This window comes from Streptomyces sp. NPDC006602 (assembly GCF_042870385.1).
Classification (GTDB): Bacteria; Actinomycetota; Actinomycetes; order Streptomycetales; family Streptomycetaceae; genus Streptomyces.
This window is the reverse complement of record NZ_JBIAHG010000009.1, coordinates 51,828-71,713: the sequence shown is the minus strand read 5'-3', so window position 1 is coordinate 71,713 and position 19,886 is coordinate 51,828. Positions and strand designations below refer to the sequence as shown.

Annotated in this window: 15 protein-coding genes and 1 pseudogene; 9 read left to right on the top strand and 7 right to left on the bottom strand. The window is 70.6% G+C overall.

Annotated features, from left to right (window positions below):
• The 3 genes from ACFYO2_RS23355 to ACFYO2_RS23345 are packed head-to-tail and all read right to left on the bottom strand — an operon-like array spanning position 1 to position 3,239.
• Entirely contained in the window at positions 1 to 1,296 is a 1,296-nt protein-coding gene (locus ACFYO2_RS23355) for an ABC transporter substrate-binding protein (protein WP_388352179.1), read from the bottom strand.
• A gap of 46 nt (positions 1,297 to 1,342) precedes the next feature.
• Positions 1,343 to 2,263, bottom strand: a complete 921-nt coding sequence (locus ACFYO2_RS23350) for a carbohydrate ABC transporter permease (RefSeq protein ID WP_388352177.1) — start codon at positions 2,261 to 2,263, stop codon at positions 1,343 to 1,345.
• Positions 2,253 to 3,239, bottom strand: coding sequence for a carbohydrate ABC transporter permease (locus ACFYO2_RS23345; protein WP_388352174.1), 987 nt, complete (start codon positions 3,237 to 3,239; stop codon positions 2,253 to 2,255). The genes ACFYO2_RS23350 and ACFYO2_RS23345 overlap by 11 nt, the downstream gene beginning before the upstream one ends.
• 182 nt (positions 3,240 to 3,421) lie before the next feature.
• Between ACFYO2_RS23345 and ACFYO2_RS23340 the strand changes: the two genes are divergently transcribed.
• Positions 3,422 to 4,759, top strand: coding sequence for a glycoside hydrolase family 125 protein (locus tag ACFYO2_RS23340; RefSeq protein WP_388352172.1), 1,338 nt, complete (start codon positions 3,422 to 3,424; stop codon positions 4,757 to 4,759).
• A gap of 611 nt (positions 4,760 to 5,370) precedes the next feature.
• On the opposite strand, the gene ACFYO2_RS23335 is transcribed toward ACFYO2_RS23340, so the two are convergent.
• Positions 5,371 to 6,090, bottom strand: a complete 720-nt coding sequence (locus ACFYO2_RS23335) for a TetR/AcrR family transcriptional regulator (RefSeq protein ID WP_388352170.1) — start codon at positions 6,088 to 6,090, stop codon at positions 5,371 to 5,373.
• A gap of 183 nt (positions 6,091 to 6,273) precedes the next feature.
• Between ACFYO2_RS23335 and ACFYO2_RS23330 the strand changes: the two genes are divergently transcribed.
• The gene (locus ACFYO2_RS23330; protein WP_388352169.1) at positions 6,274 to 7,527 is read left to right on the top strand and encodes a YncE family protein; all 1,254 of its coding nucleotides are present in this window, start codon (positions 6,274 to 6,276) and stop codon (positions 7,525 to 7,527) included.
• A 31-nt stretch (positions 7,528 to 7,558) separates the two neighbouring features.
• Here ACFYO2_RS23330 and ACFYO2_RS23325 read toward each other — a convergent pair.
• The 3 genes and pseudogenes from ACFYO2_RS23325 to ACFYO2_RS23315 form a co-directional block, all read right to left on the bottom strand.
• Positions 7,559 to 8,059: pseudogene (locus ACFYO2_RS23325) on the bottom strand (glycosyltransferase); the annotation flags it as partial.
• A 134-nt stretch (positions 8,060 to 8,193) separates the two neighbouring features.
• Entirely contained in the window at positions 8,194 to 10,059 is a 1,866-nt protein-coding gene (locus ACFYO2_RS23320; protein ID WP_388352166.1) for an endoglycosylceramidase, read from the bottom strand.
• Positions 10,060 to 10,146: 87 nt separating this feature from the next.
• Positions 10,147 to 12,117 carry a GTP-binding protein gene (locus ACFYO2_RS23315; protein WP_388352164.1) on the bottom strand — a complete coding sequence of 657 codons (1,971 nt, stop codon included), beginning with the start codon at positions 12,115 to 12,117 and terminating at the stop codon, positions 10,147 to 10,149.
• Between the two features lie 228 nt (positions 12,118 to 12,345).
• On the opposite strand from ACFYO2_RS23315, the gene ACFYO2_RS23310 reads away from it, so the two are divergent.
• From ACFYO2_RS23310 to ACFYO2_RS23280, 7 genes are all read left to right on the top strand, one after another.
• Positions 12,346 to 12,870: a (2Fe-2S)-binding protein gene (locus ACFYO2_RS23310; protein ID WP_388352161.1), complete on the top strand. Its 525-nt coding sequence runs from the start codon at positions 12,346 to 12,348 to the stop codon at positions 12,868 to 12,870.
• Positions 12,867 to 15,230 (top strand): xanthine dehydrogenase family protein molybdopterin-binding subunit, encoded by a 2,364-nt coding sequence (locus ACFYO2_RS23305; protein ID WP_388352158.1) that lies wholly within the window; start codon positions 12,867 to 12,869, stop codon positions 15,228 to 15,230. Before ACFYO2_RS23310 ends, ACFYO2_RS23305 begins: the two co-directional genes overlap by 4 nt.
• On the top strand, positions 15,227 to 16,081 hold the full coding sequence (locus tag ACFYO2_RS23300) for an FAD binding domain-containing protein (RefSeq protein WP_388352156.1): 855 nt from the start codon (positions 15,227 to 15,229) through the stop codon (positions 16,079 to 16,081). Before ACFYO2_RS23305 ends, ACFYO2_RS23300 begins: the two co-directional genes overlap by 4 nt.
• A 15-nt stretch (positions 16,082 to 16,096) precedes the next feature.
• Complete coding sequence (locus tag ACFYO2_RS23295) at positions 16,097 to 16,981, top strand: AAA family ATPase (protein WP_388352153.1); 885 nt, start codon at positions 16,097 to 16,099, stop codon at positions 16,979 to 16,981.
• Positions 16,982 to 16,986: 5 nt separating this feature from the next.
• Positions 16,987 to 18,120: a VWA domain-containing protein gene (locus ACFYO2_RS23290; protein ID WP_388352772.1), complete on the top strand. Its 1,134-nt coding sequence runs from the start codon at positions 16,987 to 16,989 to the stop codon at positions 18,118 to 18,120.
• Positions 18,113 to 19,219: an XdhC family protein gene (locus tag ACFYO2_RS23285; RefSeq protein ID WP_388352150.1), complete on the top strand. Its 1,107-nt coding sequence runs from the start codon at positions 18,113 to 18,115 to the stop codon at positions 19,217 to 19,219. Before ACFYO2_RS23290 ends, ACFYO2_RS23285 begins: the two co-directional genes overlap by 8 nt.
• Positions 19,220 to 19,282: 63 nt before the next feature.
• Complete coding sequence (locus ACFYO2_RS23280; protein WP_388352147.1) at positions 19,283 to 19,882, top strand: SRPBCC family protein; 600 nt, start codon at positions 19,283 to 19,285, stop codon at positions 19,880 to 19,882.
• Positions 19,883 to 19,886 lie beyond the last annotated feature (4 nt).

The following is a 19,886-nucleotide window of genomic DNA, read 5'->3' as shown; positions in this document are numbered from 1 at the left end:
CTAACCGTTGCTCTTGATCACATCGTTGATCTTGTCGGTCATGGTCTGCAGATCGGACAGCGGCTTCTTGCCCTGGAGGATGTCGGGCCAGTACGCCGTGATCAGGTCGTTGGACTGACTGGCCCACTGCGTGGTGAAGCGCACGCCGATGGTCAGCTGTGCGTCCAGGTCCGACTTGACGGTGGAGGCCACGGTCGTCAGCCCGGCCTTGCTCAGGGCGTTGTAGTACGAGTCCTGGGCGGCGGAGTAGGCCGGCACGGCCACCGGCGAGTCGGGGAGCACCTTGGTCCACACGGTGGAGTCGAGGTACGAGAGCACCTTGAAGGTGGCGTCCGCGTTCTGGGTGTACGACGGGGTGCAGATGCCCACCGCGTCGTACAGGGTGGCCGGCTTGTCGACCTGGGGCAGGGGCGCGAAGCCGTACTTGATCTTCGGATTGTCGGTGAGGAAGCCGGCGGCCAGCCACTGACCGCTCCACAGCATCGGTATCTGTCCCGCGGCGAACAGCGACTGCGAGTTGGAGACGTCGTAGCCGGGAGGCGCCACGGCACCGCTCTTGATGCCCGCCACGAGTTTGCCGACGCCTTCGGTGTACTTGGCGTCGACGGTCGTCTTGGTGGGCTGGTTGACACTGTCGGCGAAGGGGGCGCCGCCGGCGGACAGGGAGTAGAGGCTGAGGCTGAAGGGCGCGTCCGCATTGGTCATGGCGTCGGCGACCAGGCCGTACTTGGCGCCCTTCTTGTGCAGCTTGTCGGCGGCCGCGTACATCTCGTCCCAGGTCCAGCCGGCGGCCGGCAGCGGTACTCCGGCGGCCTTGAAGGCGTCGATGTCGTACCAGATGCCGTAGGTGTTCATCAGGGAGGGGACTCCGCCGATCTTTCCGTCGGCGGTCTTCCAGTTCTTCATGGCGGTGGGTTCGAAGCTGCCGGAGGTGAAGTCACCGGAGCCGGACAGCTTGGACGACCAGTCGGTGAGCAGGCCCTGGCCGGTGTACTGCAGTTCGGTGTCGTTGCCGCACCAGAAGAGATCGGGCAGTTTCTTGGCCTGTGTGAGGGAGGCGAGCTTGTCCCCGTAGTTGCCGTTGGGGGTGTCGATGCGCTTGACCGTGATGTCGGGGTCGTGGAAGCCGGCCAGGGCCTGGTCGATGAGCTTGTTGGTCGCGCTCGACTCCCAGGTCATCACGGTGACCGTGGTCTTCCCCCCGGACGCCTTCCCCGAGGAGCCGCCGCATGCGGACGTGGCCAGCAGTCCCCCTGCCACCAGTAGCACTCCGGCGGCGTGCAGTGTTCGTTTCAACGTGGTCTCCATGGTGCGTGGTTGGATCGGCTGACCGCGGTACGGGTCAGCGCTGGTTGACGGTGCCCAGTGCGCTCAGGCCTTGGATGAAGTAGCGCTGGGCCACGAAGAACACGGCCAGTGGGGGGAGCATGTAGAGCAGGTTCGCGGCCATGTAGAGGTTCCAGTCCGGGGTCTGGCCGGCGAACTGGGAGACGAAGGAGGCCATGCCGACGCTCAGCGGCCACTTCTCCGACGAGTACAGGTAGATGAGCGGGTTGAGGTAGTCGTTCCACGACAGCTGGAAGGCCAGGATGGCCATGGTGATCCAGGCCGGCCGGGTGATGGGGAGCATGACGCTGAAGAAGATCCGGAAGTGTCCGGCGCCGTCCACCTTGGCGGCCTCGTCGATGGAGTAGGGCACCGACAGGAAGTACTGGCGGGCGAGGAAGATGAACAGCGGATTCCCGCCCAGCCAGGCCGGCACGATCAGCGGCAGCCAGGTGTCGTACCAGCCGATGTCCTTGAAGAGCTGGAACAGCGGGATGATGCCGACCACCGGGGGCAGCATCATGCTGCCGACGAAGACGTAGAACCAGACCTTCCGGCCCGGGAAGCGGAGCCGGGCCAGGGCGTATCCGGCCATCATCGAGGTCATGACGCCGCCGATCACCGACAGGCCGGTGATGACGAAGGAGTTGAGCAGCAGGCGGGGGAAGTGGATCGCCTTCGGGCCGTCGATGAAGTTCTCGAAGTGGAATTCGTCGGGCAGCAGCCGGGGCGGGACCTGGAAGACCGCCGTGTGGCCCTTCAGCGCGATGGTGACCATCCACAGGATGGGCAGGACCATCACCGAGGAGATCAGCAGCGCGACGGCGTACCAGGACGCGGTCCGTACGGTCTTCCGGGGCGGCCGGGGCGCACTCGTGGCGGCGATCGCAGGGGAAGGGGGCACCGGCTTCGGCGCCGTCGTGACGTCAGGAGACATGGTCACTGTAGGTCCAGACCGAGGAGAAGCGGGCGGTGGCGGCGATCACGACCACGATGATCAGGAAGAGCACCCACACCTGGGCGGATGCGTAGCCGAAGTCTGCGACCCGGCCGAGCGTGGGGAAGCCGTTGTTGTAGATCGACAGCATCAGGACCCTGGTGCTGAAGCCGGGTCCGCCCTGCCCGTCGGGCGAGAGGATCTTCGGCTGGTTGAAGGTCTGCAGGGCGGTCACCAACTGCAGCACGACCTGCAGCACCATGATGGGACTGATCAGCGGCAGGGTGATCCGGAAGAACATGATCCGGGGGCCGGCGCCGTCGATGCGGGCCGCCTCGTAGAGCTCGGTGGGCACCGCCTGGAGCGCGGCGAGAAAGATGATCATTGTGGAGCCGACGCTCCACAGCATGACGATCACGATCGACGGCATCGCTGAGCTCGAACCGGACAGCCACTCGCTGGTCGGGAGGTGAAACCACGTCAGCACCTGGTTGGCCAGGCCGACCTGCGGGTTGAAGACGAACTTCCACAAGGTGATCGTGGCGACCACCGGCAGCACCACCGGAAGATAGACCAGGGTGCGCAGGATCCGGACGCCACGGATGCGCCGGTTGCAGAACACCGCCAGCGCCAGCCCGATGGCCAGCGACAGTGGCACGTACAGGACGACCAGCAGCAGGGTGGCGCGCACCGAGGGCCAGAACGACGGGTCGGTGGTGAACATCCTGCGGAAGTTGTCGAGGCCGACGAAGGTCGGGGCCGTCAGGCCGTTGTACCGCGTCAGCGAGAAGTAGGCCGATCGGATCAGCGGGTAGACGACGAAGACCGTGAAGCCGATGAGAGCCGGCGCCATGAACACGTACGCGGCCCGGGTGTCCGACCCCAGCTTCCCTCGCCGGCGCCAAGGGCGGCGCGGTTGCGGATGCGGCGGTGGGTGCGGGGGTCGGTGCAGTTGCTGGTCCGGAGTGGCTGTCACACGCGCTCACCTTCTCCTCCCAGGAGTTGGCGAGGCCGCAGACCGGGGGTGGACCCGACCGTCTGGTGGTCTCCAGCTCCTTCAAGGTAACGTTTCCATTTCCTGCGACCACACGGTGGCGTACGCCACAGAGGGAGTCAAGAGGGCCGATGGTAACGTTTCCCGGATCAACCTCCGGAACCGTGTGGGCGGTTCCTGAGTCGCTGAGGTCGCTCGGACGACGGCTGGCCACCGAACTGCGGGGCAGCCCGGCGGCGGACATCGTCGAGCATTGCCTGACCAACACATGGACCACGTCGATGAGCTGGGGCGCCGAGCCGTCGGACGTCTTCGTCAAAACCGGAGACATCCCGGCCATGTGGCTGCGTGACAGCACGGCCCAGGTACGCCCCTACCTCGCCGTGGCCACGGATCCGGAGGTCGGCGACGTCCTGGTCGGCGTATCTCGCCGCCAGATCCGTTGCGTCCTGCTGGACCCGTACGCCAACGCCTTCAACGACGGCCCCACCGGCGCGCACGGCGAGCCAGCTGATCAGCCCACGCCGGGTGAGTGGGTGTGGGAGCGCAAGTACGAACTCGACTCGCTGTGCGCGCCGTTGCAGTTGGCGTACGCGATCCGGCGGGCCACCGGTCGCGAGGACCACCTCGACGATGCTTTTCACCGCGCCGCCTGGACGATCGTACGGCTGTGGCGGGCGGAGCAGTCCCACGCGCACTCGCCCTACCGGTTCGTCCGGCCGTCCGGCCCCTTCGCCGGTGACAGCCTGCCGCACGACGGCCACGGAGCCCTGGTCGGGGGGACCGGTATGACGTGGTCGGGCTTCCGGCCGAGCGACGATGCCTGCACACACGGCTACCTCGTCCCGGCCAACGCGCTGGCGTCGGCGACCCTGCACGGGCTGGCCGAACTGGCCTCGTCCGTCCTCCACGACGCCGAACTCGCCCACGAGTCCTCGATGCTGGCCGACGAGATCGACGCCGGAATCCTGGCGTACGCGGTCGTCGAGGCCGGCGGCGCCTCCGTACTCGCCTACGAGGTGGACGGCCTCGGGGCGGTGCTGCTCGCCGACGACGCCAACCTCCCCAGTCTGCTGAGCCTGCCGCTGAGCGGCTGGTGCACACCGCAGGACCCGCTGTATCAGGCCACCCGGCGTCTCGTGCTCTCCGAGGCGAATCCTTCGTTCTTCGGCGGCAGATACGCGTCCGGTGTCGGCAGTCCGCATACGCCGGACGATCACGTCTGGCCACTGGCCATCGCCACCGCCGGCCTGACCGGCGACCAGAACGCCGCGGCACAGGCCCTGGAAACGCTGGCGGCCACGACCGCGGGCACCGGCCTGATGCACGAGAGCTTCCATGTCGACGACCCCGGCCGGTTCACCCGGGACTGGTTCGGCTGGGCCAACGCCATGTTCTGCGAACTCGCTCTCGACCTGTGCGCGGGCGGCGTGCGGCACCTGTTTCCCGTGAACCCGCGGACTCTGCCCGCCGCACCGAGCGCGGGCAGCGAGCCCGCCTGATCTTTGGCGGTCGTCGCCGCCGCCGTCGGCGTCAGGCGTGCGGCGCTGTTGGCGACGCGGCTGTCGGCGGCGTCTTCGGGAGGGCGCACAGCGGCCACGGTGTCCGCCGGATTGCCGGTGGCAGGCATCGTCGAAACGGACCTGCTCCAACGCGCACTGCCGGTTGGACCGCCCACCCGGGTAGCGCGCTGACGTTCTGGCGGGCAGGACTCAGCCTGGCGTGCCTGCGCCTGGTCGTACGCCACGCCGACTGCGCGCGGACCAGGGGGTTGCGAAAGTCCCGTGCGGTGCCCGCGGCGTTCGGTGCGTGCCCTGGGGGTCCCCCCGGCCGGAGGCTGGGGGAGTGCCGGACGAAGGCCCTCGTACTGGCCGTACTTGGGTCTTTGGCCGGTGCGGCGAGTGGGGGCACCTCCCACGCCCTTGAGGCAGTGGGGGAGCGTGCCGGGCGCCGTGGGTGCTGTGGGTGCTGTGGGTGCTGTGCGGGACTTTCACCACACCCCTAGTCCCGGCGGTGGTTGGCGGTCCTGGTCACCCGATCACCGGCAGCGTGCCCTTCGGCAGCCCACGACGCCGGCGTCAGCGTCAGGGCCGGGCCCTTCAGGGTTTCGAGATCAACCCATTGTCCGTTGACGCGGATCCGGGTCACACCCCGAGACGGTCCCGCCCGTTCGGGAGGGAGCCGGTGTCCAGCCCGGCGGTCGGAGGATCCCCAGCAGTTGCCGGACCAGTTCCTCGACGACCTCGTCGAGCGTGGCGCCCACCCACCCGGCGTTCCAGTCGTGGAGCAGGCCGTTGACGCTGCCGATGAATGCCGCCGCGGCGAGCCGGTAGTCGCGAGGGGCCGCCTCCCCGCGCCCGACAGCCGCCTCGGCCTCGGCGCACATGAGGTCGACCCAGCGGGCGCGGCGGGCCAGGCGCTGCTCCTCCAGACGGGGGCTGACGCCGATGATCTCGACGAAGGTGATACGGATCCGGCGCGGGTCGCGGGTGACGTTGGCGGCGTACGCGTGGAAGATCGCGGCGACGCGCTCGGCGAGCGGCAGGTTCTCCGCGCCGGCCACGGCGAGCAGGACGGCCTGTTCGGCCCACTCGTTGACCTGGAGGTGGAGGGCGGCCAGGACGTCCTCGAGGGTGCGGAACTCCTCGTAGAACTGGCGGGTGGACAGGCCCGCGGCCTCGCTGAGCGCCGCGACCGTGGTGGCGCGGTAGCCGGGGGTGTCGCCGAAGAGCTGAAGGGCGGCGCCCAGGAAGCGGCGGCGCCGCTCGGCCTGCCGCTCCTCGGCCGTCTTGCCACCGTATCGGCCGGTCGGCGCCCTGAGCCTGCCCGTCACCGCGCCTCCCTGTCCCGCCCGACCGTCGGACGCTCCGCTCGAACACCGATTTTGTCGTGTGCGCAGTCTTGTGGAGAAGGGCACCTCTTCCTTACTTTGCAGTAAGTTCAGTCTGAAGCCAAGCGTGTTCAGTTTCATGCCGTATTGGCATGCCCATGCCCCTCACAGAGGAAGAGAGCAGTCATGCCTGCCATCAGGCCCAGGCACCTGTGCTCCGTAGCCGCCGCCCTCGTTCTGACCCTCACGGCTCCCGCGACCGCCGCCACCGCCGCCCCGGACACCTCCGCCGCCGCCCTGCGTGAGGTGTTGTTCGTCGCCAACAACTGGGACGGCACCGCCGACGTCATCAAGTCCAGCGGGGACCTCGCGAAGATAGGCCGCGTCAACGTGATCCCCGACAAGGCCGAGCGCATGGCGGAGATCAACGCCGACCCGATCCGGTGGATCGCTTACATGACCATCCGCAACAGCGTCGGCGAGGGCCACGACCAGTTCGCCGACGACATGTACTCCACGCCGGACGGCACCTCGGTGGTCGTCTCACGGCCGAGCTTCGCCGACGTCGTGTCGATCAACCTGACCACCGGGGCCATCAACTGGCGTTTCCCGGTGTCGGGTTACCGCGCCGACCACATGGCGGTCTCGCCGGACGGCAAGCGGGTCGCGGTGTCCGCGTCGACCGGGAACACCGTGCACGTGCTCGACATCACCACCGGCAAGCAGCTCGGTTCGTTCGCCACCGGCGACAAGCCGCACGAGAACATCTTCAGCAGTGACGGCAAGTACATCTGGAACATGGCCATCGGCGACGTGAACACCGCGACCGACGCCCCCTGGCTGGACTGGACGAAGGGCGACCGGCACATCACGGTGGTCGACGCCACGACGTACAAGCAGGTCAAGGTGATCGACATGCGGGAGCGGCTGGACGCGATCGGCCTCACCGACTACTCCGACGCGGTCCGGCCCGCCGTGTTCTCCCCCGACGAGTCCAAGCTGTACTTCCAGGTGTCGTTCTTCAACGGCTTCTTCGAGTACGACATCGCCACCGACAAGATCACCCGCACGAAGACGCTGCCGAAGAACCCAGCGACCAGCGACGACCGCACCACCTTCGTCAACGACTCGCGCCACCACGGCATCTCGATGAAGCCGGACGGCTCCAAGCTGTGCGTGGCGGGCACGATGGACGACTACGCGACCGTGGTCGACCGCGCCACCCTCAAGGAGGGCCCGCTCGTCGCCGTGTCCAAGCCCTACTGGGCCACCGTCAGCGGCGACGGCAAGAGCTGCGTCGTCTCCGAGAGCGGCGCCGACCAGGTCACCGCCATCGACTTCGCCACCGGGCAGAAGACGGTGTCGGTGGCGGTGGGCGACCACCCGCAGCGCGTCCGTCTGGGGCATGTGTCGGCGAGCTGGACGGGACCGGCCTCCTGAGGATCGCCGCGTCAGCCCCCGTCAATCCCCGTCAATCGACGGCCTTGACCGCCGCGCCCGCTCCGTCCTCGGTCGCCATGTGCTGCGCGGCGACCGATGCGGCGCGGGCGCGGCCCTGCTGTCGTACGACCCGTTCCAGCGCGTCGGCGAGCCGGTCGGCGCTGAAAGACCGGAAGGGGACCGGGGTGGTCACGGCACCGGTCGCGGCCGGCCGCCCCGTTCAGAACGGCTGGTCCGCCGTCACCGGCACCGGCACCGCGGGCGACCCGGCACGCAGCCCCGCGGCCGCGGTGCCCGCCCCGGCGTGGTGGACCACGGCGGCGACCCTCGGGAACAGCAGCTCGTGCGGTACATCCCCGATCGTCAGGACGTCGTCGCCGTCGGCCGCGAGTCCGGCGCGCCCGGTCTGGAGGATCCCCCGCAGTCCGGCCTGCCGCAGCGCCCGTACGGCGATCTCACTCAGCCGCTCTCCGTGACCGGCCGCCATGCTGCCGAACCCGATGAACACCGGCAGGGGTCCGGCCGCGAGGAAGGCGAAGGACGCGACCCGCCGCACGGAGTACCTCATTCACCTGCCCTTTCGTCGAGGTCCAGGCTCAACCCTGACGCAAGGGGAGGGTCAAGCGGTCCCGGGCCGCGCCTTTCGGAAGGGCCCGGGGCCGCGGCTCAGCCGGCCCGCTGCGCCGCCCACGCGGACAGTTCGGACCTGGCCGCGTTCAGCAGGGTCGCCGAGGGTGCCGTAGCGCCGTTGGTCACCAGCGCGTAGTGCAGGACGCCGTTGTCGGGGGCGGTGAGCAGGAGGCGCCGGCTTCCGGTGCCGCCCGGTTCGGCGGCGGCCGCGATCGGGATGGTCCGGGTGTATGCGGGCGGGCCGTAGGACGTGCCCAGGTCGGAGACCACCGTGGTCGCCGCGGTCGGGAAGGACGCCGGGAGGTGCAGTTCCGTGGGCGCCGAGGTGCCGTCGGAGCGCCACATCAGCAGCCCGTACTGCCCCGAGCCGACCAGCCGGGAGACGTTCGGGAGCGAACTCGGCACCTGGTTCCAGGTCAGGGTCGTGGAGCCGTCGCGGGAACGGTCCTCGTAGGCGAAGGCGACGGTCGTACCGGCCGTCGCGCTCGGGTAGAGACGGTCGAGGAGCCGGGCGTCCTGGCGCAGCACGGCCTTGCCGGAGTCGTCGAGGCGTACGGCCGACAGGTCCTCGTCGTTCCAGGCGTCGCCGGTGGTGAGCACCTTGTCGGGGTTGCCGTTCATCAGCTCGTGGTGACGTCCGTTGTAGATGTCCCACTGCCACTGCGAACCGGAGAGGACCGGGCCGGACGCGGTCGGGTTCGACCACCAACTCGCCCCCGGCAAGCGGGAGTCGAGGCCCTGGTACATCGCCTTGAGGACGGTGGGCGCCTTGTCGGAGACGTTGCCCGCGAGCGGGTGGCCGAACTCGCTGATGATCCCGGCCGTGTCCGTGGCCGCGGCCCGGTCGCGGACCGTGCCGAAGTCGGTCGAGTACTGGCCGTCCCCGGCCTTGCCCGGCATGAAGATCCCGGAGATGGCCTTCTGGTCGTAGAAGTGGGTGTTGAACACGTAGTCCGGGCCCAGGGTGCCGGCGTCGAGGAGTCCGCCCTCCTGCTTCTGGAAGCTGATGTTGGCGTTCCAGAACAGGTTCGGCTCGACGAAGGCGGGCTTGTCCTGCCAGCCGGCCGAGTCCATGCGGGCACGGAACTTCTCGTAGAACGGCCACAGCACGTCGCGTTCCCACGCGCGGCTGGTCTGGCCGGAGTCGTACACGCCGGCGTGCGGCTCGTTGTAGGGGTCGAAGCCGACGACGCCCGCGAACTCGGCGGCGCTGAGGTGCTGTTTGACGTAGGCCATGGTCTTCTCGGCGGTGGTGAGGAACGCGTCCTGGAGGCCGTACGCGTTGTGCCAGAAGTCGTACGTCGCCCGCTTCACTGCCTCGTTCTGGGTGATGTTCTGGCCCCAGAACAGGCAGATCCCGCAGCTCTCGTCCGGGTAGTTCCCGGCGTCCACGGCCCACTTGGGGGCGCCGTCGCCCGTGTACCAGCTGTCGGGGTCGAAGAGGTGGCGGGAGTAGAGGTCCTGGTGGAAGTCGGGGTAGACGCGGATCCCGGCATCCAGGAAGGCGCGCATCTGGTCGGTGGCGGCGGCCAGGTAGGCCTCGCCGACCTGGCCGCGCACGGGTTCGGCGTACGCCCAGGAGAGCAGGAAGCGGACCGTGTTGCCGCCGCCGAGGGCGCGCAGCGCGGTCGCGGACTTCTTCGCGTCGGCGACGGAGGCGAAGGGCAGGCCGTTGTTCTCGGCCAGTTTGGTCTCGCCGGAGACGTTGTAGCCGCGCAGGACGACCTCGCGGCCGAGGCCGTCGGTGAAGCGGCCGTCCTGCACCGTGAGAGGCGTGTCGTCGAACCAGAGGGAGTCGGGGAGGGCTTCGGCGGTGGCGGGTCTCACGCCCGTCGCCGTCAGGAATCCGGAGAGGACCACCAGAACTACGAGCAGACGCGCGCGTATATTCGGCATGTCCATTACAGTCCGGTGATTTGGTGACAACGTCAACAGTTCTGACTGTTGAGTAAGTTTCTACTTTGGGCCTCCGCTTCGGCGGCCGGGACCTCACCCGCCGACCCGGCGCGTCACGTTCAGCAGGTACTCCTTGCGGTTCAGCGGGTTGTTGTCCGTGCGCGCCCTGCGCGGCAACTCGCCGCGTGTGACGGGCGCGTAGTGGTCGAAGCCGCTCTCCAGTTCACCCTCGCCCCGGGTGAGTCCCGGAAGTCTCTGCTCCAGTTCGTGTACCCGGTCCGCCGGAACAACACCTTCCAGAACGCAGGTGTCGCCGCGCGTCTCGGTGGTCTGCGGTACGGCCCGCAAGGCGGCCAGCACCGGAAGCAGCGCGCCCAGGGTGTCCGCCGGGGCCTCGACGCGGAAGCGGTGCATCGGCTCGTACACCCGGGTGCCCGCCCGCTTGAGCGCATCGATGAGCACCAGCGGGGTCAGCCCGCGGAAGTCCGCGCCGGTGCTGGACATGCTCTTGTCGAAGCCCTGGTGGGAGTGGCTCTGCCGGGGCCAGTAGCCGCAGTGGGTCATGGTGACCGTGCAGTCGGTGACCTGCCAGCCCTGCAGGCCCTGTCCGAGGGTGTCGCGGACGGTGTCCTCGACGGCCTTGAAGAAGGCGTACGGCATGGAGCCGAGCTCCACCTCCAGCCGGAAGTCGACCCCCGTGCCGGGCGGGGCCGGATCGACGCGCAGGCCGACGGTCGCGAGGAAGGGGTTGGCGTCCTTCTTGATCAACTCCACCGCCGTGCCGGACCCGGCCGGCCGCTCGACGCACAGGGGCGTGGTCTCGCGGAAGGTGACGTCGAGCCCGAACTCGTCGGCGAGGGTGGCCTGGATGACCTCCTTCTGCACCTCTCCGTACAGGGACACGGAGGTTTCCCGCCGTACCTCGTCGTGCCGCAGGCCGATCAGCGGGTCCTGTTCGGCGAGTCGGGTGAGCGCGAGGTGGAGGGTTCCGCCGTCCGTGCCCGGGCCGGGGACGACGACGGTTTCGAGGGTCGGCGGGGCGAAGAAGTGGCCGTACGCCTTGTGAGGTTCACCGAGGGCGTCGCCGATCCTGACGTCGGCGAGGCCCCACAGCTTGGCGATCCGGCCCGCGGGGACGGTGTCCCGGCGGACGTCGGTGCCGTGGTCGAAGACGCTGATGGCGGTGATCCTGCCGTCCTCGCGGGCGTCGCCGAAGGGGATCCGGTCGCGGGTGCGCAGGGTTCCGGAGAAGATCCGCGCGTAGGCGATCTTCTCCCCCGCCGGGCCCCGTTCGACCTTGAAGACGGTGCCGGACAGCGGGCCGTCCCGGTCGCCGTCGGCGGCGGGCAGCAACTCCTTGATCCCGGCGATCAGTTCGGCGACGCCCGCTCCCGTGACGGCGGAGCCGAAGTACACCGGGTGGACCAGGCTCTGGCGGGTCCCGACGGCGAGGGCGGCACGCAGCCGGGCGTCGGAGACGCCGCCCTCGACGTAGGCGGCCAGCAGGTCGTCGTCGTGGTCGGCGAGGACGTCGAGCGCGGCCGGGCCGAGGCCGGGGGTGCAGCAGGCGGCGCGGGTCCCGAGTCCGGTGGGCATGCCCATCGGGACCGCGGAGGGTGTGAGCCGTTCGGAGATGGCCCGCAGCACACCCTCGTGGTCCGCGCCCGGTCGGTCGATCTTGTTGACGAAGACGAGCGTGGGGATGCGCAGGCGTTGCAGGGTCCGCATCAGCACGCGGGTCTGCGCCTGGACGCCCTCGACGGCCGAGACGACGAGCACGGCGCCGTCGAGGACGCCGAGCACCCGTTCCACCTCGGCGATGAAGTCGGGGTGGCCGGGAGTGTCGATGAGGTTGACGGTCACGTCGTCGATCGCGAAGGAGACGACGGCTGACTTGATGGTGATGCCGCGCCGGCGCTCCAGCGCGAGGGTGTCGGTCTGCGTGTTCCCGTCGTCGACGCGGCCGATCTCGTCGATCACCCCGACCGAGTGCAGCAGCCGCTCGGTCAGGCTGGTCTTACCCGCGTCGACGTGCGCGAGGATTCCGAGGTTGAGCATGTGCACGAGGTGTCATGTCCTTCGAAGAGGGGGTCATTCCTTCGGGGGCGGACATGAACGGTGTGCGCATTGCTGCTCCTGGATCGTGCGGTGACAAGGTCACCTGAAGTGCAACAGCTCCGGGGCCGCGGCGGCAACGGATTAACGCTCAACCAGTGGCGTCCCAACCCTCGCCCCCTTCCCGGAGCAGTCCTAGAGTGACGCACATCACGTCCCATGGTCCTGGGAGGGCAGATGACCCGTATCTCGGTGAAGGTGGACGGCACGACGTACCAGGACGAGGTGGAGCCCCGTCTACTGCTGGTCCACTACCTGCGTGACCGGCTGGGCCTGACCGGCACCCCCGTTGGCTGCGACACCTCCAACTGCGGGGCTTGCACGGTCGACCTGGACGGCGAGAGCGTGAAGAGCTGCTCGGTCCTCGCGGTCCAGACGGACGGCGGCGAGGTCACGACCATCCAGGGTCTCGCCCGCGACGGGGAGTGGACAGGCCTGCAACGCGCCTTCCACGAGCAGCACGCGCTGCAGTGCGGCTACTGCACCCCGGGCATGATCATGGCTGCCCGGGATCTGTTGCGCGAGAACCCGCACCCGACCTCGGACGAAGTACGACACGCCCTGGAGGGCAACCTGTGCCGCTGCACGGGCTACCAGAACATCGTGCGGGCCGTACTGGCCGCGGCCGAAGCCCCCGACCCCGCCGAGTCGTCCCAGCCCTCCGATCCCTCCGAGCCCTCCGGACAGGAGGTCACGGCATGACCGAGCAGCTCACCGAACAGGAGGTCGGCCGGTCCCGGCCCCGCAAAGAGGACGCCCGGCTGATCACCGGACAGACCAACTGGACCGACAACATCGATGCGGCAGGCCTGCTGCACCTCGCGATCCTGCGCAGCCCGATGGCCCACGCCCGCATCGACCGGATCGACGTCACGCCCGCCCTCGATCGGCCGGGGGTCGTCGCGGCGTTCAGCGGCAGCGATCTCGCGGACGGGATGGGATCGCTGCCCTGTGCCTGGCCGGTGACCGAGGACATCGTGCTGCCCGACCATCCGCCGGTCGCGATCGACGAGGTGCGGTACGCGGGAGATCCGGTGGCGGTCGTGGTGGCCCGCGACCGGTACGCGGCGGCCGACGCCCTGGAGGCGATCGAGGTCGACTACGAGCCACTGCCGCCGGTCCTCGACCTGGAGGCCGCGCTCGAGCCCGGCACCCCGCTGGTCCACTCCGACAAGGGCACCAACCGCTGTTACGTCTGGCCCCTGAAGACCGGCGAGGATTTCGAGTCCGTACGGCGGCGCGCCGAGGTGACGCTGAAGCGCCGCTACCACCAGCAGCGGCTGATCCCCAACGCCATGGAGCCGCGCGCGGTCGTGGTCACCCCGCTCGCCGCGTCCGGCGAGTACACGGTGTACTCGGCCACGCAGATCCCGCACATCCTCAGGGTCATGCTCTCCGTGGTCACCGGCATCCCCGAGCACAAGCTGCGCGTGATCGCCCCCGACGTGGGCGGCGGCTTCGGCTCCAAGCTCCAGGTCTACGGCGAGGAGGCCCTCGCCCTCGCGGTCGCCCGCCGCCTCGGCCGCCCGGTGAAGTGGACCGAGTCCCGCTCCGAGGGCTACCTGGCGACCCATCACGGCCGCGGCATGATCCAGGACGTCGAGATCGCCGCCAACCGCGACGGGAAGCTGCTCGGCCTCAAGGTCGACCTGCTGGCCGACATGGGCGCCTACCTGATGCTGGTCACACCGGGCATCCCGATCCTGGGCGCCTTCATGTACCCGGCGATCTACAAGATGGACTCCTACGACTTCACCTGCACCGGCGTCTTCACGACCAGGACGCCCACCGACGCCTACCGCGGCGCCGGACGCCCGGAGGCGACGTACGCCATCGAACGGATCATGGACGAGCTTGCCGTCGAGCTCGCCCTGGATCCGGTGGAGTTGCGGCGCCGGAACTGGATCGGGCACGAGGAGTTCCCGTACACCTCGATCGCGGGCCTGACGTACGACAGCGGCAACTACGAGGCGGCGACGGACAAGGCCCTCGCCCTGTTCGGGTACGACGAGCTGCGCGCCGAGCAGCACAAGCGCGCCGAACGCGGGGACACCGTACGGCTCGGGATCGGTGTGTCGACGTACACCGAGATGTGCGGGCTGGCACCGAGCCGGGTGCTGCGCGATCTGCGGTACGCGGCGGGCGGCTGGGAGGCGGCGAGCATCCGCATGCTGCCCACCGGCAAGGTCGAGGTGGTCACCGGGACCAGCCCGCACGGGCAGGGACATGTGACCTGCTGGAGCCAGATCGCCGCCGACGTGCTGGGCGTGCCGTTCGAGGACGTGGAAGTGGTGCACGGGGACACCAAGGCGTCCCCGCAGGGCATGGACACCTACGGCTCGCGATCGCTGGTGGTCGGGGGCGCGGCCGTGCACCACGCGGCGCGGAAGGTGGTGGAGAAGGCCCGGAAGGTCGCCGCGCATCTGCTCGAAGCGAGCGAGCACGACCTGGAGTTCACGGGCGGGGTCTTCTCGGTGAAGGGCTCCCCCGAAGCCCGGCGGACCATCCAGGAGGTCGCCTTCGAGACGTTCTCCTCGCACGACCTGCCCGACGGCATGGAACCCACCATCAACGCCGAACACCTGCTCGACCCGGACAACTTCTCCTACCCGCACGGCACCCACCTGTGCGCGGTCGAGGTCGACACGGAGACCGGGCGGACACGGATCCGGTCCTACGTCTGCGTGGACGACGTCGGCCGGGTGATCAACCCGATGATCGTCGAGGGCCAGGTGCACGGCGGCCTCGCCCAGGGCATCGCGCAGGCGCTGTACGAGGAGGCGGTGTACGACGACGACGGCAACCTGGTCTCCGGGACCATGGCCGACTATCTCGTGCCGTCGGCGGCGGATCTGCCGGACTTCGTGACGGACCGGAACGAGACGCCGGCGTCCTCGAACCCCTTGGGTGTCAAGGGAGTCGGTGAGGCGGGGACCATCGCCTCCACCCCCGCCGTCGTCAACGCGATCGTGGACGCACTGCGGCCGCTGGGCGTGACGGACATCCGGATGCCCTGTTCCCCCGAGCGGGTCTGGAAGGCGATCGAGGAGGCCTCGCGATGATTCCTCCGGCATTCGAGTACGCCCGGCCGACGACCGTCGACGAGGCGGTGCGCGCACTCGCCGACGGCGGCGAGGAGGCGAAGGTGCTGGCCGGCGGGCAGAGCCTGCTGCCGCTGCTGAGGCTGCGGCTGGCCTTTCCCGACCTGCTCGTGGACGTCGGCCGGATCCCGGGGCTGCGCGGGGTCGGGGAGGACGCCGACACGCTGGTCGTCGGCGCGCTGACCACGCACCACGACGTGATCCACGACCCGCTCGTGCGCCGGCACGCGGGTCTGCTGGCGGCCGCCACGGCCACGGTCGCGGATCCCGCCGTACGGCATCGCGGCACCCTCGGCGGCTCGCTCGCACACGCCGATCCGGCCGGTGACCTGCCCGCGGTGCTGCTGGTGCTGGAGGGCGAGCTGGTCGTCGTGGGACCGCGAGGGCGGCGCACGATCCGAGCGCGGGACTTCTTCGTCGACTACCTGCAGTCCGCGCTGGCACCCGACGAACTGCTCGTCGAGGTCCGGATCCCCAAGGCGGACGGCTGGGGCTTTCGCTACGAGAAGTTCCAGCGGGTGGCGCAGGCCTGGGCGACCGTCGGCGTGGCCGCGCTGGTGCGCCGCGAGAACGGGCACATCGCCGAGGCCCGGGTGGGGCTGACCAACATGGGGCCGGCCCCGGTGCGCGCCTCGGCGACCGAGGAGGCCCTGTCCGGAGCCGGCGACGCGCGGGCCGTGACGCGGGCGGCGGAGTCGGCGGCGATCGGGACCCGGCCGTCGCAGGACCTGTCGGCCTCCCCCGAGTACCGGGCGCATCTGGCGCGAGTGCTGACCAGGCGGGCGGTACTGGCCGCCGCCGGGATGGGGTGAGAGACCATCACGGACGTGGACGGCCCGGCACAGGTGCGGGCCCGCCTCGAGGAGACGGGGTACCTCGTCGACGACGGGCTGGCCGTGGCCTGCTTCCTGGCCCTCCGGCTGCACCGGCCGCTGTTCTGCGAGGGCGACGCGGGCGTCGGCAAGACCGCGCTCGCGTCCGCCCTCGCCGAGGCGCTGGACGCCCCGCTGATCCGGCTGCAGTGCCACGAGGGCATCGACGCCTCGCAGGCCCTGTACGACTGGGACTTCCCTCGTCAGCTGCTGCATCTGAGGGCCGCGGAGGCGGCCGGCGTCGTCGATGCCGAGCGACTGGAGGGCGAACTGTACGACCGGCGGTTCCTTCTCGCCCGACCGCTGCTCCAGGCCCTGGAGACCCAGCCGTCGGTGCTGCTCGTGGACGAGATCGACCGCGCCGACGACGAGTTCGAGGCGTTCCTGCTGGAGCTGCTGTCCGAGTTCTCGGTCACGATCCCGGAACTGGGCACGCTGCGGGCTCAGGTGCCGCCGGTGGTCGTGCTGACCTCCAACCGCACGCGGGAGGTGCACGACGCGTTGAAGCGGCGCTGCCTGTACCACTGGTTTGACCATCCCGGCTTCGCCCGTGAACTCGCCATCGTGCGGCGACGCCTGCCGCAGGTCTCGGCGCGGCTGGCCGAGCAGGTGACCGCGCTGGTGCAGGCCCTGCGGGGCCAGGACCTGATCAAGCCGCCGGGTGTGGCCGAGACGATCGACTGGGCCGAGGCGCTGGACGCGCTGGGCGCGAGTGAGGTGGACGCGGAGCTGGCGGTGGCCACGCTGGGCTCGGTGCTCAAGTACCGGGAAGACGCGGAACGGGCACGGGGCCTCGACCTGACGGCGGTGCTCGCCGCCCGAGAGGTCCGAGGGGCGTGACGGGCATGCTCTCCCCGGACGCCGCCCTCCTCGGTTTCGCCCGTGCCCTGCGGGCGGCCGGCGTCGACGCGAGCACCGAGCGGCTGCACGCGTTCCTGCGGGCGGTGGACACACTCGGGCCCGGGATGCAGACCGACGTGTACTGGGCGGGCCGGCTGACCCTGTGCGGGAGTCCGGACGACCTGGAGCGCTACGAGCGGGTCTTCGCCGCCTACTTCGGCGTCGCCGAGCCCGCCGGCCGGGCCCCGGTAGCCGCTCCCCCGCCCCGGCTGCGGATGGTCGTACGGGATGCCCCCGCCTCTCGTACGGCGACTGGGCAGGAACCCCACGCACCGCCCGTCGCCGCGCTGGCCGGCTCGGCCGAGGTGCTGCGGCACCGCGACTTCGCCGAACTGGACGCCGCCGAGCGCGCCGCGGTGCACCGGCTGCTGGCCGCGTTCGCACTGCCGGGCCAGGCCAGGCGCACCGCACGGCGGCGGCCGGTCCGGCGCGGTGACGTCGATCCGCGCCGGACCGTACGGGAGTTGCTGCGCGGCGGCGGGGAGCCCGCGCGGTTGCGGTACCGGGCCCGGGCCGTGCGGCCGCGCCGGGTCGTGCTGCTCGTCGACGTCAGCGGCTCGATGGCGCCGTACGCGGACGCCCTGCTGCGGTTCGCGCACGCGGCGGTGCGGGGCACCCGGACGGAGGTGTTCACGATCGGCACCCGGCTGACCCGGGTGACCCGGGAGCTCTCGCACCGCGACCCCGACCTGGCGATGGCCGCGCTCGCGGCGGCCGTGCCCGACTGGCGCGGCGGCACCCGGCTCGGTGAGCTGCTGCGGGAGTTCCTCAACCGCTGGGGACAGCGGGGCATGGCACGCGGCGCGATCGTCGTGCTGCTCTCGGACGGCTGGGAGCGTGGCGATCCGCAGCTGCTCGCGGACCGGATGCGACGCTTGCACCGGCTGGCGCACCGGGTGATCTGGGCCAATCCGCGCAAGGCACGCCCCGGGTACGCGCCCCTGGCGGCCGGGATGGCGGCGGCGCTGCCGAGCGTGGACGCTTTCGTCGAGGGGCACAGCCTGGCCGCGCTGGAGCGTCTGGCGGCGGCGGTGACAGGAGCCGACGTGGCTTCCGTAGGAGGAGCGGATCGTGCGTGACATTCTCCCGGCACTGAGCGGCTGGTACGCGGCCCGCGCGCCCTTCGGCCTGGCCACGGTGGTGGCGGTCAGCCGCAGCGCGCCGCGTGATCCCGGTGCGGCCATGGCCGTGGGTCCCGGCGACGAGGTCGTGGGCAGTGTGTCCGGCGGCTGTGTGGAGGGGGCGGTCTTCGAGCTCGCCCAGGAGGTGGTGGCGAGCGGTCAGGCCCGCCTGGAGACCTTCGGTTACAGCGACGCGGACGCCTTCGCGGTCGGGCTCACCTGCGGCGGCGAGATCACGCTGCTGGTCCGGCCCGTCACCCCGGAGTCGGATCCGTCCTTCGGCGCGGTCGCCGAGTCGGTCGCCGCGGGTTCCCCAGTGACCGTGGCCACGGTGACCGACGGGCCGGCGCCGCGCGGAGCCACTCTCGCGGTGTGGCCGGACCGGGTCGCCGGCACGCTCGGCACGCGGGGCCTGGACGTGGCGGTCACGGCCGACGCCCGCGGCGAACTCGCCCTGGGCGCCACGGGCCTGAGACACTACGGCCCCCACGGGGAACGCCGGGAGGACGCGGTCACCGTGTTCCTGCACTCCTTCGCGCCCCCGCCGCGGATGCTGGTCTTCGGCGCGATCGACTACGCGGCCGCGGTCGCGCGTATCGGCGACTTCCTCGGCTACCGGGTCACGGTGTGCGACGCCCGCCCCGTCTTCGCCACGCCGAAGCGGTTCCCGGAGGGCGTCGAGGTGGTCGTGGACTGGCCGCACCGCTACCTGCGGGGCACCGGCACCGACGACCGCACGGTGATCTGCGTCCTCACCCACGACCCGAAGTTCGACGTGCCGCTGCTGGAGGAGGCGCTGCGCCGGCCGGCCGCGTACATCGGGGCGATGGGCAGCCGTCGCACCCACGACGACCGGATGCGCCGGCTGACGGAGGCCGGCCTCACGCAGGGCGAGCGGTCCCGGCTGCGCTCCCCCGTGGGGCTCGACCTCGGGGCCCGTACCCCGGAGGAGGTCGCCGTGTCCGTCGCCGCGGAGATCGTCGCGCTGCGCTGGGGCGGCAGCGGCGCCCCGCTGACGGCGACGGCGGGAGCGATCCATCCGACCGAGTCCCCGTAGGCATGGTCCCCGTCCCTGTCCCCGTTCCCGTCCCCGTCCCCGTGCTGGTCATTGGAGGAAGTCATGGAGCTGCACCACGAGTTCACCGTGCCCGTGCCGGTCGGCGAGGCCTGGCGGGCACTCCTCGACATCGAGCGGGTCGCGCCGTGCCTGCCGGGCGCGACCGTGGAGGACTACGACGGCAAGACCGTCACCGGCTCGGTGAAGGTCAAGGTCGGCCCGATCACCGTCACCTATCGGGGCACCGCCGTCTTCGAGGAACAGGACGAGACGACACACCGCCTGGTGCTGCTCGCCAGCGGCCGGGAGACCCGCGGCCAGGGCACCGCCCGGGCCACGGTGACCGGCACGCTGACCGAGCACGACGACGGTACGGCCGTCTCGGTGCGCACCGACCTGACGGTGACCGGGCGTCCGGCACAGTTCGGGCGGGGCGTGCTGGCGGAGGTCGGCGACCGGCTGGTGGGCCGGTTCGCGGGGTGCCTGTCCGAACGGCTGGCCGAGCCACCGAGGACGGCAGCGGAGGAGACGTCCGAGGGGCCCCCTCTCGACCTGTTGCGCACGGCCGGAGTCCCGGTCGCCAAGCGTGCGGCCGTCGCGGTGGCCGCGGCGGTCATCGTGGTGTTCGCGGTCGCGCGGATGCGGCGGCGGGGGCGGGCCTGAGTCC

Bases quoted from the DNA above. Each gene is read 5' to 3' on its own strand.
- ACFYO2_RS23350 (WP_388352177.1), bottom strand. From the start codon at position 2,263: ATGTCTCCTGACGTCACGACGGCGCCGAAGCCGGTGCCCCCTTCCCCT.
- ACFYO2_RS23330 (WP_388352169.1), top strand. From the start codon at position 6,274: ATGCCTGCCATCAGGCCCAGGCACCTGTGCTCCGTAGCCGCCGCCCTC.
- ACFYO2_RS23320 (WP_388352166.1), bottom strand. From the start codon at position 10,059: ATGGACATGCCGAATATACGCGCGCGTCTGCTCGTAGTTCTGGTGGTC.
- ACFYO2_RS23310 (WP_388352161.1), top strand. From the start codon at position 12,346: ATGACCCGTATCTCGGTGAAGGTGGACGGCACGACGTACCAGGACGAG.
- ACFYO2_RS23305 (WP_388352158.1), top strand. From the start codon at position 12,867: ATGACCGAGCAGCTCACCGAACAGGAGGTCGGCCGGTCCCGGCCCCGC.
- ACFYO2_RS23300 (WP_388352156.1), top strand. From the start codon at position 15,227: ATGATTCCTCCGGCATTCGAGTACGCCCGGCCGACGACCGTCGACGAG.
- ACFYO2_RS23290 (WP_388352772.1), top strand. From the start codon at position 16,987: ATGCTCTCCCCGGACGCCGCCCTCCTCGGTTTCGCCCGTGCCCTGCGG.
- ACFYO2_RS23280 (WP_388352147.1), top strand. From the start codon at position 19,283: ATGGAGCTGCACCACGAGTTCACCGTGCCCGTGCCGGTCGGCGAGGCC.